This window comes from Streptomyces sp. 3214.6 (genome assembly GCF_900129855.1).
Lineage (GTDB): Bacteria > Actinomycetota > Actinomycetes > Streptomycetales > Streptomycetaceae > Streptomyces > Streptomyces soliscabiei.
The window spans coordinates 9,131,165-9,145,282 of record NZ_LT670819.1 but is presented as its reverse complement, the minus strand read 5'-3'; the positions used below and the strand labels follow the sequence as shown (position 1 = coordinate 9,145,282).

Genomic DNA, 14,118 nt, shown 5'->3' with positions numbered 1-14,118 from the left:
ACCCTGGGCGGGGGCCCTACTTGCGGCCCGGCGTCCAGTTCATGCCCCACCCGTAGGCGTGGTCGACGGTCCGCTGCGGGCTCACCCCGCGCTCGGGAACCAGGTAGCGGGCCTCGCGCTGGACGACGAGGTCGCCGCCGTGGTTGGTGATCAGTGCGAGGGCGCACACGGTCGAGGGGACCGTGCACTCGTCCAGGGAGAAGTCGATCGCGGCGCCGAACTGCGGTCGCAGGGTGACCGTGGCGTGCAGGTCGGCGAAGGAACGGGCGCCCTCGTAGATGGTCACGAAGACGAGGATGCGCCGGAAGTCGTTCTTGTGGTCGAGGTTGACGGTCAGGTTCTCGCCGCTCGCCACCGCGCCGGTACGGTCGTCGCCGTCAAGGTGGATGTAGGGCGGCTGGTGCAGGGCACCGAAGGCGTTGCCGAGGGCCTGGACCACGCCTTTGCGGCCGTCGGCGAGTTCGTACAGGGCGCACAGGTCGAGGTCGAGGTCGTTGTGCAGGGCCATCGCCCGCCCGCGTTTGCTGCCCCACCCCGAGAACTGCTTGCGCGTCTCCCAGTTGAGGTTCACGTGGAGGGCGCCCGAGGTGCCGCCCTGCTTGGTCAGGGAGACCGACGGGGCGGCCTTGGTGAGCGTCACCTTGGTCAGCCGGACCGGCGCGGCGGGCGGCGCCGACGGAGGGGGCGGGGGCGGGGCCTGGTGGGCGGGCGGGGGAACCGTGGCCGGGAAAGCGGGCGTGGCCGGCGGCGGAGGGGGCGGGGAGTGCGGGGTCGGCGGCACCGGGGCGGCGGTGTGCTGCGGCTCGTCCACGGTGATCCCGAAGTCCGTGGCCAGGCCTTCGAGGCCGCTGTCGTAGCCCTGTCCGACGGCCCGGAACTTCCAGGCGCCCTGGCGGCGGTAGAACTCGCCGAGCACGAAGGCCGTTTCGACGGTGGCGCCGGAAGCGTCGAACCGCGCCACGACGGTGCCCGCGGCCGGGTCCCGTACCTCGATGTAGAGGTCCGGGACCCGGCCGAAGGAGCCGCCGTCCGTCGAAGCGGCCAGGACCACGGTCTCGATCGTGGGCTCCACGCGCGCGAGGTCGACGAGAAGGGTGTCCGTGACGCGGCCCGCGGCGTCGCGCTTGCCTTCGTGGCGAACCGCCCCGGAGGAGTGGGCCGGCTGGTTGTAGAACACGAAGTCGGCGTCGGAACGGACCTTTCCGCCCACGAGGAGCAGCGCCGACGCGTCCGCGTCCGGAACGCCCGGTCCCGAGCGCCAGCCCAGTTCGACTCGCAGTGCCGTGGTCGGCACCGGGGCATTGGACCCCTTCGACATTGACATGCACGTCCCCCTTGTGTGTCGGTGCGCCCAGGGGGCACGCCCGGCACCCCTCGGGTTGTCTACCCGGCCAACCTATTGCGCGGGACAGAGAACTCCCATCCGGAGCGCGGGATCAGCGTCGGCCGAACGTCGACCGACCCGCCGGTAACCCGCTCGGAACTCGGCCTTTACACGATCTACAGACAGCCTGCCGTCCCTTTTTCCCAACTTCGCTCGCATTAGGGATCCGAGGCCGCTACCGACACGGAAAACAACCCTCTTATCGGTCTCCCCAACCAGCACATCGTGGGCTTAACTTATGTGCCATGACCTCCCCCCGCTCCACCTATGGCGGCGGCTACTACGCCTCCTTCCCGGACACTCCGATCTACGACTCGCTCGTGGCCGAGCGGGGGACCCCGCAGATCGCCCCGATCCGGGTCCCCGCCGCGTACGACATGGGCAGCAGCAACCTGCCCGCGTTGCCGTCGGCGCTGCCCGCCCTCCCGGCGGGCCCGTCCCAGGCGCCCTACGGCTACCCGCAGGCGCAGCAGCCCGCTCCGCTGCAGCAGGCCCCGGCGGCGTACATCCCGCCGCAGGCCGCCGCGCCGCGCGGCTATCCCGGGCCCCAGGCGCAGCAGCAGCCGCGCCCGGCGGGTCACGGCATGGGCTACGAGGCGATGCGCCCGGCCGCGCCCCGGCCCGCCGCGCCTCAGTACCAGGACCCGTACAACCAGCAGCAGCAGTACCGCGGCGGCTACTGAGTCGCCCCGCCCCGGGTTGTCGGTGCCACCTGGCAGGATGACCGCATGGGGAATGCGCAGCTGCTGTCGATACACGTCCATCCGGTCAAGGCGTTCCGGGGCCAGGCGCCCCGGGAAGCCGTCGTGGAGCCCTGGGGGCTGGCCGGTGACCGACGCTGGACGCTGATCGACCACGGGGGAAAGGTCGTCACACAACGCCAGCAGCCGCGCCTCGCGCTGGCCGCCGCCGAGCTTCTGCCCGGCGGCGGCGTGCGTCTGTCCGCGCCCGGTCTGGAGCCGCTGGCCGTGCCGGCGCCCGAGCCGGCGGGCACAGTCTCGGTGGAGATCTTCGGCGACAAGGTGGAGGGGGTCCCCGCCGACGCCGCCGCACACGCCTGGTGCAGCGCCCATCTCGGCGCCGACGTACGGCTGGTGCACATGGACGACCCCGCGACGCGCAGGCCAGTCGATCCCGAGTACGCGCTGCCCGGCGAGACCGTGTCCTTCGCCGACGGATATCCGCTGCTGGTCACCACGACCGCCTCCCTCGACGCCCTCAACTCCCTGATCGCGCAGGGTGGGCACGCCGGGGAGGGGCCGCTGCCGATGAACCGGTTCCGGCCGAACCTGGTCGTGGCGGGCACCGGCCCCTGGGCCGAGGACGGCTGGTCGCGCCTCGCCGTCGGCGAGGTCGAGTTCCGCGTCGCCAAGTCCTGCGGACGGTGTGTCGTGACCACCACCGACCAGAGCACCGCCGGGCGCGGCAAGGAGCCGCTGTCCACCCTCGGCCGGCACCGGCGCCTCGACGGCAAGCTCGTCTTCGGACAGAACCTGGTGCCCCTCTCCCGGGGCACGGTCAGGGTCGGCGACACGGTGCGCGTCATCGCGTAGTGATCGCGCGGTCATCGCAGGGTTCCGGCCTCGGTCAGGGCCGGGGCGATCCGTGGGAACCCCCACCCGGTCCCGGAGCGTTGGCACTGCGTGAGAAGTTCATGAGAGGTCCCGAGCCCTGGTGATTTCGCTCTCTCTTTCACCGGGCTCGCGCGTGAACGGCTCCGACGGGAGTTATCACGGAGGGGGAAGGGGGTGCGGACGGTGGGAGCAATCCGCGGAATCTGGCACTGGCGACACAACCCGCTGCGCCGTGCGACGGACCTGGCCGAGGCCTGGGTGGCCTTCTCGGCCCTCCTTCTGATCCTTGTCGTGGCGCCCGTGGTGGGCTCCGTCGTCGGGGCGGTCGCGCAAGGCGTCCTGCAGCAGGCGGTCCGCGAACAGCGCGTGTCCCGCCACGAGGTCACGGCCACCGTGGTGCGGAAGGTGGACGGCTCGCCCCTGGAAGTGGACCCCGAGACGGTCACCGGCCGCGACGCCCGTACGCGGGTCGTCGCGGACTGGACCGCGCCGGACGGCACCACGCGGCACGGCACGGTCCTGGCGGGCCTCAAGACCCCGCACAGCGGCGACCACTTCGAGATGTGGACCGACGGCCACGGCCGGCTGGCGGCCCGCCCGCTGGACTCCGCCACGGCGACGACACACGCCGTGCTCGCCGGTTTCGGCGCGGCCCTGCTCACCGCGGGCCTCGTCGAGGGCGGCCGACGGCTGATCGTCTGGCGCATGGTCCGCCGCCGGTACACCCGTTGGGATCAGGCCTGGGACCGGGCGGGCCCGGACTGGGGCCGCACCGGCACCGGCAGCTGACGGCCATCCGTCTCTGGTCAACCCACCACCCGCGCGCACGCTACGGTGGTCCGGCCGAAGCATTTCGGCATCAACCCGCGTACCACGAGGTGGGGGCACAGCAACGCCATGGCACAGGGCACGGTCCAGGTGACGCACACCGGCACATCGAGGTGGCGGCGCCGCACGGGTGAGTACGCATCGCTCGCCGCCGCCCTGGAGGCCGCGGCCGAGGGCGATGTCCTCACCATCGCTCCCGGCACCTACCGGGAGAACCTCGTGGTGCAGCGGTCGGTGACACTGCGCGGCCCCGAGGGCTCCCCCGGCTCCGTGCGCCTCGCGCCCGTGGACGGGGTGCCGCTGACCGTGCGGGCCTCGGCGGTGGTGCAGGACCTCCATGTGGAGGGCCAGGACGCGGCGGCGCCCGCGGTGCTCGTCGAGGAAGGCACACCGGAGCTGCTGAACCTGCGGATCGTCACCCGCTCCGCCGCGGGCATCGAGGTGCGCGGCAGCGCCCGCCCGACGGTGCGGCGGTGCACGGTGGACAACCCGGCGGGCGTCGGCATCGCCGTGGTCGACGGCGGCGGCGGTGTCTTCGAGGAGTGCGAGGTCGTCGCGGCGGGTCAGGCCGGCGTCGCGGTGCGCGGGGGCGCCCACCCCCGGCTGGAGCGCTGCAGGGTGCACCACACCTCGGGCGCGGGACTCAGCGCGACCGGCGACAACTCGGCGCTGGAGGCGGTGGGTTGCGAGGTGTACGAGGTCAGGGGCAGCGGTGTGCAGATCACCGCCCGGGCCACCGCGCACCTCACCGACTGCGATGTGCACCGCACGACCGCCGACGGCGTCACCCTCGACACGGACGCCGTGCTCACCCTCGCCGACTGCCGTATCCACGACATCCCGGAGAACGCGGTCGACCTGCGTTCCCGTTCCGTCCTGACGCTGACCCGCACGACGGTGCGTCAGTTCGGGCGCAACGGTCTTTCGGTGTGGGACCCGGGCACGCGCGTGGACGCCAACCAGTGCGAGATCTTCGACAGCACCGGCGACTACCCGGCCGTCTGGGTCAGCGACGGCGCCACCGCGGTCCTCGACTCCTGCCGGGTGCACGACGTGCCGGACGCGCTGTTCGTCCTCGACCGCGGCTCGCGCGCGGACGTCGTCGACAGTGACCTCTCCCAGGTCCGCAACACGGCCGTGTCGGTGAGCGACGGCGCGACCGCCCAGCTCGACGACTGCCGGATCCGGGACGCGGCGACCGGCGCGTGGTTCCGTGACCACGGCAGCGGCGGCACCCTCAACAACTGCACGGTGGACAGCACGCAGACCGGCGTGATCGTCACCAAGGGTGCCGACCCCACCGTCGAGCGCTGCACGGTCGACTCCCCCGCCGAGGCCGGGTTCTATGTGTCGGCCGGCGGTCGCGGCAGCTTCCTGAACTGCCGGGTGACCAACAGCGGCGGCTACGGCTTCCACGTGATAGACGGCAGTCGTACGACGCTGCGCAAGTGCCGTACGGAGCGCTGCGCGCGCGGTGGCTACGAGTTCGCGGACGCCGGGGCGGACGCCACGCCCGGTTCCGGTCCGGTGGTCGAGGACTGCACCAGCGACGAGAGCGCGGGCGTGCGGACGCCGATGGCCACGGCGGCGCCGGAGACGGCCGTGCAGACGACCGCCCAGTCGCCCGGTCTGCTCGGGATGATTCCCGAGCAGCGTGTCACCGAGGCGGAGCCGCAGCAGGCCGCCGCCGAACCGCAGACGTCGGTGCGGACGTCCAAGGACGTGCTCGGCGAACTGGACACGCTGGTGGGCCTGGAGAGCGTCAAGCGGGAAGTGCGGGCCCTCATCGACATGATCGAGGTGGGCCGTCGCCGGCAGCAGGCCGGGCTCAAGGCGGCGTCCGTCAAGCGCCACCTGGTCTTCACCGGCTCCCCCGGCACCGGCAAGACGACGGTCGCGCGTCTCTACGGCGAGATCCTCGCCGCCCTCGACGTCCTGGAGAAGGGCCACCTCGTCGAGGTGTCCCGTGTCGACCTGGTCGGCGAGCACATCGGCTCGACGGCGATCCGCACCCAGGAGGCCTTCCAACGGGCGCACGGCGGTGTGCTGTTCATCGACGAGGCGTACGCGCTGTCGCCGGAGGACGCGGGGCGGGACTTCGGCAAGGAGGCCATCGACACGCTCGTGAAGCTGATGGAGGACCACCGGGACGCCGTGGTCGTGATCGTGGCGGGCTACACGGCTGAGATGGAGCGGTTCCTGTCGGTCAACCCCGGAGTGGCGTCCCGTTTCTCACGGACCATCACCTTCGGTGACTACGGTCCCGACGAGCTGCTGCGGATCGTGGAGCAGCAGGCCGAGGAGCACGAGTACCGGCTCGGCCCGGGCACCGCGGACGCCCTGCTGAAGTACTTCACGGAGCTCCCCAAGGGTCCCGCCTTCGGCAACGGGCGTACCGCGCGGCAGACGTTCGAGGCGATGGTCGAGCGGCACGCCAGCCGGGTCGCCCAGGTGGCGGAGCCGAACAAGGACGACCTGACGCTGCTGTACGCGGAGGACCTGCCCGAGCTTCCCTGACCGGCTCCCACCGCGCACACCAACTCACACCACGCACACCGCTCACACCCGCTGCACGGGAACCTCCGGTCGTAGCCGTCCCAGCAGCAGCTCGCGCTCCTTTGCGAACGCCGGGTCGGCCTGGTAGTCGGAGTGGCCCAGGATGGGCGCGGGCAGCGGGTGAGCCGCGGTGCGGCCGTACGCCAGCGGGTCGGCGAGCGGTTCGCGGTCCACCTGGGGGCCGCAGTCGTCGCCGGAGAGCCGTACCGGGCCGCCGATGGGGTCGGTGAGCCGGTACAGGTTGCGCCAGCAGTCGATGTCCTCGTGCAGGGCGGCGAGCGCGGCCGGCCCGAAGTGCGCCGGGAACCAGCGTCCGTAGAGCCGCTCGATCGGGGAGCCGTAGGTGAGCAGGGCGACGCGTTTGCGGTCGGAGGGCCGCAGCTGCCAGGCCGCGGCGGCCGCGAGGACGCTGCCCTGCGAGTGGCCGGAGATGACGAGGCGGCCGCCCGTGGCGCGCGTCCAGGTGGCCATGCGCCAGGTCAGGTCGGGTACCGCGCGCTCGGCGTAGCAGGGCGGGGCGAAGGGGTGGGCGGCACGCGGCCAGAAGGTGCCGACGTCCCAGAGGATGCCGATGGTGCGCCGCGCCGAGGGGTCCTTGTAGGCGCGCCGGCCCCAGGTGACGAAGAGGACGAAGCCGAGACCGATGAGCCAGGAGCCCAGCGCCTGGGCGGTCTGGGCCGCCCCGTGCACGAAGGGCTGGGCCGTCTCCCCGGCCCGGACCGGGGTCTTTCCGGTGCTGAACGCGCCGACGATCGCGCCCGCGCCCAGGACCAGGGTCGCGGTGGAGGTGACGGCGACGAGCAGGGGCGCACGGTCGGTGAGGGTGGCCATCGCACGGGCGCGGGCGATACGACGGGTGCGGGCCGGGTCGCCGGGCTTCACCCCGTTCTCCCGGAGGACCTTGTCCTGCTCGGCCCGGGTCAGCAGCAAGGTCCGCCGGCCGAGCAGTCCGCACAGCACCAGCAGGACCGAGATCAGTACGGGGATCACGGACGCCTGCCAGGTCAACAGCACGGGCGGGCCGTCGAGGGAGGTCCTGGTGCCGTCCAGCCAGTCCGACACCCGCTGCGAGACGCCGCCCGACATCACCCCGCCCAGAGCACAGGCCAACAAGGCGACCGCGGGCCCACCGAGCCCCCGCAGCGCACAACGATCCAGCCGCCCGGCGGCGCCCTTGCCGGGCGGTGTGGGCTCCTGAGGGCAGTGGTGCAGGGTGCGGGCGACGACGGCGAGGGTGATGACCAGGACGCCCTGGGCGAGGGCCAGCCCGCCGAAGGTCGCGTCGCCCGGGAGGCGGCCCCCGGACGTCCAGCCGGGGCGGTCCCACCCGGCGTACACGAGGGTGAGGGCGAGCAGGACGAGGGCGGCCAGCGGGAGACGATGGACGAGATGGGCGTCGAGGCGGCGGTCGAGACGGTGCTCGCTGCGGCCCCGACGGCACACCACCCACACCGTGGCCAGGGCGCCCGCGACCAGGGACACCTCCAGCAGTCGGCCCAGCACGGCGAGGACGGCGGAGCCGCCGGGCCGACGGTCCTGGCGTGCGGCCGCCGTGCCGACCGCCGCGGCCACCGTCAGCAGTCCCGCCGCGGTGTGCGCCGCGCGCAGCCGGGCCACCAGCCGGCGCCCGTACCAGAAGCCGGGCAGGCTGAGCGCGGTGTGACCGGGGCCGTTCTCGGGTTCGGGCGTGCGGTCGAGGGGTTCCTGGGACTCGTACGCCCGCCAGGTGCGGTGGGAGAGGTACCAGAGGAGGCCGGTGAGGGCGGTCGGGACCAGGGCCGCGAGGGCGAGACGGCGGCCCGGCAGGCTCCACCAGCCGTCGTTCGAGACCGCCGGGGAGAGAAAGCCCAGCCAGGAGTGGCGTTCGGCGCAGGCGGGTGTGCCCGCGCACTGCCAGGCCGTCAGGTCGAGGGCGACCTCGCAGGCCGCGGCGACCAGCAGCACCGTCAGGCTCAGCGCCGCGAGCCGCACCAGCAGTCCGTAGAGACGCACCGCGCGGATGCGTTCCCGGGCGGCGGGGCGCATCCAGTGGGCGAGATTGACGACCATGAACGGAAGCAGCAGCAGCCACAGGGCGCGGGTGCCGTTGCCGGAGGTGAGGTTGGACCAGACGTAGGCCTCGGGGACCGGCGCGTCGCGGCCGCGGTCGTCGCCGGGGCCGGTGTCCGCGGCCACGTCGTCGGCGCGCCGGTAGACGGCCGCCGTGTCGTCGCCGGTGATCCGCACCGTGCGCGGGTCGTTCAGCATCTTCTCGGGCGTGGCGCCACCCACGCCGTGTACCAGGAGTTCCAGGGCCGTTCTGTCCGCAGAGTCACGTTCCACTGTTCGCACTTCCCCCGTGACACGCCTTCGACATGTGTCCGTGCGGGCATAAGGATCGCCGTTTCGCGGGCGTGATACACCTCCCGTCACGGAATCTCCGCGGACAGGGCGAGAAAACGCCGATGCCACCCGTGGATGGCATGCACGCGTCGGGGTGGTGGCAGAGCTGTGAGCAGGCCGTGCGAGGATGGGACGCCCACACCCCGGCGTCGGCGAGAATGTCCTCGTCGGAGCAGGTGAGCGGGCCTGTCGGACGGTTTGAGGGAAAGGACCGGAGCGTACGTGAGCGAGAATCAGAACCTCCTCGCGGAGCAGCGCCGCGCCCTGATCCTGGACGAGGTCCGGCGTCGCGGCGGCGTCCGTGTCAACGAGCTGACCCGCAAGCTCGGCGTGTCGGACATGACGGTGCGGCGCGATCTCGACGCGCTGGCCCGGCAGGGTGTCCTGGAGAAGGTGCATGGCGGCGCGGTGCCGATCGTGGAGGCGAGCACCCACGAGCCGGGCTTCGAGGCGAAGTCGGGCCTGGAGCTGACCGCCAAGGAGGACATCGCGAAGGCTGCCGCGCAGTTCGTCGCCCCGGGCAGTGCGATCGCGCTGTCGGGTGGTACGACGACGTACGCGCTGGCGCATCACCTGGTGGACGTGCCCGATCTGACCGTGGTGACCAACTCGGTGCGGGTCGCCGACGTCTTCCACATGGCGCAGCGCACCTCGGGCCCGCGGCAGGGCGCCGCGACGGTCGTGCTGACCGGCGGGGTGCGCACGCCGTCCGACTCGCTGGTGGGTCCGGTCGCCGACCAGGCGATCGCGGCGCTCCACTTCGATGTGCTGTTCCTCGGCGTGCACGGGATATCGGCCGAGGCCGGTCTGTCGACGCCGAACCTCGCGGAGGCCGAGACCAACCGGCGCCTGGTGCAGTCGGCGCGCCGGGTCGTGGTGGTCGCTGACCACACCAAGTGGGGTGTGGTGGGCCTGAGTTCGTTCGCGGCGCTGGAGCAGGTCGACACGCTGGTGACGGACGCGGGTCTGCCGGGCGCGGCCCGCACGGAGATCTCCGAGCACCTGCGGCGGCTGGTCGTCGCGGGCGAGCCCGATGAGGGTACAGACATCTGAGAGGGCTGCGGATAGGGTGGCGCACCCGTTTTTCCTCGCCATGAGGAGGTTGTGCGCATGGCTCACCGGTTGCGTTCCGAAGGGCTCGACTTCGTGGGGACCGCTCCCGTGCGGCTGATCTTCGCGCGGGAGGTCGCGGCCTCTCCCGAACAGGTCTTCCGCGCGCTCGCCGAGGATGTGTCCGGCTGGGCCGAGTGGTTCCCGGGCGTGAACTCCATCCAGCCGCTGGACGGCGGTGCGGGGCGTGACGTACGGCTGGTGGGCGGCGGGCGCTTTCGCGAGACGGTCCTCGTGGCGAAGGAGCCGGAGGCCTACGCCTACCGCGTGGACGTCACCAACGCGCCGGGCCTGAGGGCGCTGGTCGAGGAGTGGCGGCTGGCGCCGGCCGGGACGGGGACGCGGGTGCAGTGGACGTTCGCGGCCGACGGCAACGGGGCGCTCCGGGCCGTCCTGCGGCTGGCCCGGTCGGGTCTGGGACGGTCCTTCCGGGACGCGGTGACGCGACTTGACCGGCGGCTCACCCCTTGAGAGGCGAGCCTTGACGGGTGCGCCTGCCGCTGTTCGTCACGCGGGCCATACGCCCGTGGCCAGCAGTGACTCGATCACCGCGGTGTACGGGGCGATGTCCAGGCCCTGCTCGGCGAGCCAGGCGTCGGAATAGTACTTGTCGAGGTAGCGGTCGCCCGGGTCGCACAGCAGGGTGACTACGCTGCCCCGGCGTCCGTCGGCGACCATCTCGGCGACGATCTTGAGTGCGCTCCACAGTCCGGTGCCCGTCGAGCCGCCCGCCTTGCGGCCGATGGCCTGCTCCAGGGCGCGTACGGCGGCGACGCTGGCCGCGTCGGGGACCTTCATCATCCGGTCGATGGCGCCGGGTACGAAGCTCGGTTCCATGCGTGGCCGGCCGATGCCCTCAATGCGCGAGCCGCAGTCGCAGGTGACGTCCGGATCGCCAGTGGTCCAGCCCTCGAAGAAGCAGGAGTTCTCGGGGTCGGCGACGCAGATGCGGGTGTCGCGCTGGGTGTAGTGGACGTAGCGGGCGAGGGTCGCGGAGGTGCCGCCGGTGCCGGCCGTGGCCACGATCCAGGCGGGCACCGGGAACCGCTCCAACTCCAGTTGGCGGAAGATGGATTCGGCGATGTTGTTGTTTCCGCGCCAGTCCGTGGCCCGTTCCGCGTAGGTGAACTGGTCCATGTAGTGGCCCCCGCCGTCCGCCGCGAGGCGGGCCGACTCCTCGTACATCGTGCGCGGGTCGTCGACGAAGTGGCACTGGCCGCCGTGGAACTCGATCAGGCGGATCTTCTCGGTGCTCGTCGTACGCGGCATGACGGCGATGAAGGGCACGCCGATCAGCTTGGCGAAGTAGGCCTCGGAGACGGCGGTGGAACCGCTGGACGCCTCGATCACCGGGCGGCCCGGCCGGATCCAGCCGTTGCACAGGCCGTAGAGGAAGAGGGAGCGGGCGAGTCGGTGCTTGAGGCTGCCGGTGGGGTGGGTCGACTCGTCCTTGAGATACAGGTCGATGCCCCACCTGTCGGGCAGCGGGAAGCGCAGCAGGTGCGTGTCGGCCGAACGGTTGGCGTCCGCCTGGACCTTGCGGACGGCTTCTTTCAGCCAGTCCCGGTAGGTGGTGTCGCTGTGGTCGACGTCGAGGGTGGCGCCGGTCCTGGTGTGGTGGAAGGTGGTCACGGCGGGGGCTCCTTCAGGCTTCGCGCCGACGGTGGTCCGCGCGGCCGACACCTCGATCATAAACACCTTCCACACGCTTCTCACCTGCATAAACACACCTTTGAGAGGCTCAAAGCCGGCCCTGGGGAGCGGGTGCGGGAGTCTGGGGGCGCATTCGCGCGAGTGCTCCGGGCGGGTGGCGTCGGGCCGTCGTGCGCACTGGTGCTCGACGCCGGGCGCGGGCAGACTGCACCGGGTCGGGCGAAGGTCCCGGGCGGGGGCGCACACTGGATCACGAGGACGGGTTCGATCACGACGCGGGCTGGATCACGCCCCACGCGGGTGCACGGTCCGGCTCGCCCTGGCGCACAAGGGGGCGGGGAGGCATGGCGGAGCCGGAGTTCACGGCTACGGGCGTGCGCATCGGGAAGCGGCTGCGCTCGCTTACCCGGGCCGGCCAGGTCCGGATCAGCGACGGCAGGCTGGAGTTGCTGACCAGCTACGGCAGCGAGATCGACAGCGCGCCGGTGCAGGCGGTCCGCGCCTCCAAGCCCTGGTTCGCCCCGGAGGACCGGGCGCTGGCCGACGTCAACGGCACGCGGTACCTGCTGACCCTGGGCGAGCACGACCCGGCGCCGGGCGAGGCAGGGCCACCCGCGGCGCGCCGCTTCATCGAGGCCGTGCGCAGGGCGGCGGGGCGCGGCGGCTGAGCCGACGCAGAGGGGCGGCCCGGGTGGTGGCCGGATCACCGCGAGTTGCGGCACCGCGACCACTGCGTCACTCTGGTCTCACGTCACTCTGGGTTTACCGGCGATAACGCTGCGAACCAGCCCGCCGGCCACGACAGCAGGCGGCCGCCTTGCGCAGACGCCCTGCTCGATCCGAACTCCGTGTTCTTCCGGACCTCAGTCGGGGAGTCGCAGCCGTGATCACCAACCCAAGCAGGCACTGCACGGTGGAGCTTCAGGCCCTGCCGTCGCGGATCGGCCAGGTCCGCAGAATCGTATCGGCGCAGTTGCGCTACTGGCATCTGGATCCGCTGATCGACCGGGCCGCGCTCGGTGTGACCGAGCTGTTGACCAACGTCCACCTGCACGCCCAGCCCGACAAGGTGTGCGTCGTGGAGCTGGAGCTGCTGTCCGACCGGCTCACCGTCTCCGTGCGCGACCACGATCCGCGGCTGCCGGTCGTGGGTGAGATGAAGGACGCCGCGGCCCTCGACACGTGCGGGCGCGGCCTCGCCATGGTGGCCGCGGTGAGCGAGAGCTGGGGCGCCCGGCCGGACGGCGAGTCGGGCAAGGTCGTGTGGTTCACGCTGCCGACGCCCGTCGCCGTGCGCGAACTGGCGGCGCGTCCGCCGCGCCGCACGCCCCAGGAGCAGCTCTCGCCCCGGTTCACCGAGGTGGTCGCCGTCGACGAGCTGCGGCCCGCACACGCTCCCGCCCGGTCGGCCGTCGTCGGCTGACCGGGCGGTGACCTCACCCGTCGGGCGTGCGTCGCCCGGTGACGCCCAACGCGGCGACCAGGACGGATTCCCAGCGGACCATGGCCCGCAGTTGGGACCGGGTCTGGCCGACGGGCGGAGCAGGCCGAGCTCACGGGTGCGTTCGTGGATCGCGAGGGTCAGCGTGTTGGCGATGCCGAGGAGCGCGATGAGGACGGCGAGGGCGAGCAGGGCGTAGACGAGGGTGAGCATCATGTCGATGCCGCCCGCCGAGGACTGCGCGTAGGCGTCGCGGGTCTGCACCTCGGGGTTGCCGTACCGGGTCGGTGACGGTCAAGGCCCGTCCCTTGCCGTCGACTTCGGCGACTCCCCTGCCGAGCCCGACGGCCGTGTCCACCTCGGGCGGCTCGGCGAGGGCCGGGGCCAGTTTCGGGCTGAGGCCGCTGCCGCCCGCACCGAAGGACGGGGTGCTGACGGCGACGTCGCCCGCGAAGGAGCGGGAGACCGCGGGCGCTCGCGGTGGCCGCCGTCCGCTTCGGGCTGCGCAGCCTGGAAGACGAAGCCGACCCGGTCGCGGCGGAGGAGGGTGAGGCGGCGGTCGTCCAGGGCGCCCAGTTCGGTGTCGCCGACGTACGCGGCACCCGAGGTGAGGGTGTCCAGGCCGGCCGCGCAGTGCATCAGGGTGGACTTGCCGAAGCCCGACGGGCCCATGATCGCGGTGAACCGTCCGGCCGGAAAGGCCACGCTCACCCCGTCCAGGGCCCGTACGGCGGGGTCGCCGACGCCGTACACCTTCACGGCGTCGACGACCCGCGCGGCGTCCCGCGTGACGGTCTCGGCAGTCGCAGCGGGCGGGCGCTCATGCCGCGCCGCCCTTGCCCGTGCGGCCGAACTGCTCGTCCAGGACGGACAGCCGGCGCCAGTACTCGTCCTCGTCGATCTCGCCGGAGGCGAAGCGACGGCCGAGGACCGCGAGCGGCGAGTCGCCGGTGGGGCGGGGGTCGCCGACCGCGTTCCAGGGGCCGCGACGGCCGCGCCGGACGGTGCCGCGCAGGAACGTGACGACGCCGATCACCACGGCCGCCCAGATCAGCGGAAAGAACAGGATCCACGGGCCGGGGCCGCCACCGTCCCAGTTCGCCAGCGTGTTCATCTCGGATCATCTCCTCGGTGAGGTCCTCGTTCGATGTCTCGAGAGTCCCGCCGGGAGGGGGTCCGGGTCGTCGTAC

12 protein-coding genes and 2 pseudogenes are annotated in these 14,118 nt (G+C 72.4%); 8 read left to right on the top strand and 6 right to left on the bottom strand.

What is annotated here, in order from left to right; all coding sequences use genetic code 11:
• Positions 1–16: 16 nt before the first annotated feature.
• Positions 17–1,318: a TerD family protein gene (locus B5557_RS41395; protein ID WP_079664338.1), complete on the bottom strand. Its 1,302-nt coding sequence runs from the start codon at positions 1,316–1,318 to the stop codon at positions 17–19.
• Positions 1,319–1,629: 311 nt separating this feature from the next.
• Here B5557_RS41395 and B5557_RS41390 point away from each other — a divergent pair, with 311 nt between their 5' ends.
• The 4 genes from B5557_RS41390 (at position 1,630) to B5557_RS41375 (ending at position 6,303) form a co-directional block, all read left to right on the top strand.
• Positions 1,630–2,067 carry a DUF6643 family protein gene (locus tag B5557_RS41390; protein ID WP_079664337.1) on the top strand — a complete coding sequence of 146 codons (438 nt, stop codon included), beginning with the start codon at positions 1,630–1,632 and terminating at the stop codon, positions 2,065–2,067.
• Positions 2,068–2,112: 45 nt separating this feature from the next.
• The gene (locus B5557_RS41385) at positions 2,113–2,937 is read left to right on the top strand and encodes an MOSC domain-containing protein (RefSeq protein WP_079664336.1); all 825 of its coding nucleotides are present in this window, start codon (positions 2,113–2,115) and stop codon (positions 2,935–2,937) included.
• 204 nt (positions 2,938–3,141) lie between these two features.
• Complete coding sequence (locus B5557_RS41380) at positions 3,142–3,747, top strand: Rv1733c family protein (RefSeq protein WP_443031321.1); 606 nt, start codon at positions 3,142–3,144, stop codon at positions 3,745–3,747.
• A 108-nt stretch (positions 3,748–3,855) separates the two neighbouring features.
• The gene (locus B5557_RS41375) at positions 3,856–6,303 is read left to right on the top strand and encodes a right-handed parallel beta-helix repeat-containing protein (protein ID WP_079664334.1); all 2,448 of its coding nucleotides are present in this window, start codon (positions 3,856–3,858) and stop codon (positions 6,301–6,303) included.
• Positions 6,304–6,345: 42 nt separating this feature from the next.
• Here B5557_RS41375 and B5557_RS41370 read toward each other — a convergent pair whose 3' ends face one another.
• The gene (locus B5557_RS41370) at positions 6,346–8,664 is read right to left on the bottom strand and encodes a hypothetical protein (RefSeq protein WP_079664333.1); all 2,319 of its coding nucleotides are present in this window, start codon (positions 8,662–8,664) and stop codon (positions 6,346–6,348) included.
• Positions 8,665–8,946: 282 nt separating this feature from the next.
• Between B5557_RS41370 and B5557_RS41365 the strand changes: the two genes are divergently transcribed.
• Positions 8,947–9,777: a DeoR/GlpR family DNA-binding transcription regulator gene (locus B5557_RS41365; protein WP_079664332.1), complete on the top strand. Its 831-nt coding sequence runs from the start codon at positions 8,947–8,949 to the stop codon at positions 9,775–9,777.
• Between the two features lie 57 nt (positions 9,778–9,834).
• Positions 9,835–10,305: an SRPBCC family protein gene (locus B5557_RS41360; protein ID WP_079664331.1), complete on the top strand. Its 471-nt coding sequence runs from the start codon at positions 9,835–9,837 to the stop codon at positions 10,303–10,305.
• A gap of 36 nt (positions 10,306–10,341) precedes the next feature.
• On the opposite strand, the gene B5557_RS41355 is transcribed toward B5557_RS41360, so the two are convergent.
• Positions 10,342–11,466, bottom strand: a complete 1,125-nt coding sequence (locus B5557_RS41355) for a PLP-dependent cysteine synthase family protein (protein WP_079665263.1) — start codon at positions 11,464–11,466, stop codon at positions 10,342–10,344.
• A 365-nt stretch (positions 11,467–11,831) separates the two neighbouring features.
• Here B5557_RS41355 and B5557_RS41350 point away from each other — a divergent pair, with 365 nt between their 5' ends.
• Both B5557_RS41350 and B5557_RS41345 read left to right on the top strand, forming a co-directional pair.
• Positions 11,832–12,155, top strand: a complete 324-nt coding sequence (locus B5557_RS41350) for a hypothetical protein (RefSeq protein ID WP_079664330.1) — start codon at positions 11,832–11,834, stop codon at positions 12,153–12,155.
• A gap of 215 nt (positions 12,156–12,370) precedes the next feature.
• A complete protein-coding gene (locus tag B5557_RS41345; protein ID WP_079664329.1) occupies positions 12,371–12,910 on the top strand; it encodes an ATP-binding protein in 540 nt (179 codons plus the stop codon).
• 34 nt (positions 12,911–12,944) lie between these two features.
• Here the strand turns inward: B5557_RS41345 and B5557_RS45540 are convergent.
• From B5557_RS45540 to B5557_RS41330, 3 genes and pseudogenes are all read right to left on the bottom strand, one after another.
• Positions 12,945–13,437, bottom strand: a pseudogene (locus B5557_RS45540) (FtsX-like permease family protein); the annotation flags it as partial.
• Positions 13,436–13,687: pseudogene (locus B5557_RS41335) on the bottom strand (ATP-binding cassette domain-containing protein); the annotation flags it as partial. The pseudogenes B5557_RS41335 and B5557_RS45540, both read right to left, overlap by 2 nt.
• 61 nt (positions 13,688–13,748) lie before the next feature.
• Positions 13,749–14,042 (bottom strand): SHOCT domain-containing protein, encoded by a 294-nt coding sequence (locus B5557_RS41330; RefSeq protein WP_079664328.1) that lies wholly within the window; start codon positions 14,040–14,042, stop codon positions 13,749–13,751.
• Positions 14,043–14,118: the final 76 nt, after the last annotated feature.